Here is a 267-nt window from a genome sequence, read left to right on the forward strand (position 1 = left end):
AAGAACTGTTCGGCGCTGACTACGCTAACGTCCAGCCGCACTCCGGCTCCCAGGCTAACTTTGCGGTCTACACCGCGCTGCTGGAACCAGGTGATACCGTTCTGGGTATGAACCTGGCGCATGGCGGTCACCTGACTCACGGTTCTCCGGTTAACTTCTCCGGTAAACTGTACAACATCGTTCCTTACGGTATCGATGCTACCGGTCATATCGACTACGCCGATCTGGAAAAACAAGCCAAAGAACACAAGCCGAAAATGATTATCG

The 267-nt window shown here is 53.2% G+C and carries 1 pseudogene; it reads left to right on the forward strand.

Features of this window, described 5'->3' with window-relative positions:
- Window positions 1-267 (forward strand): annotated as a pseudogene (locus KI369_RS30120) (serine hydroxymethyltransferase); the annotation flags it as partial.

Origin of the sequence: Bacillus sanguinis (assembly GCF_018332475.1) — a bacterium.
GTDB classification, from domain to species: domain Bacteria; phylum Bacillota; class Bacilli; order Bacillales; family Bacillaceae_G; genus Bacillus_A; species Bacillus_A sanguinis.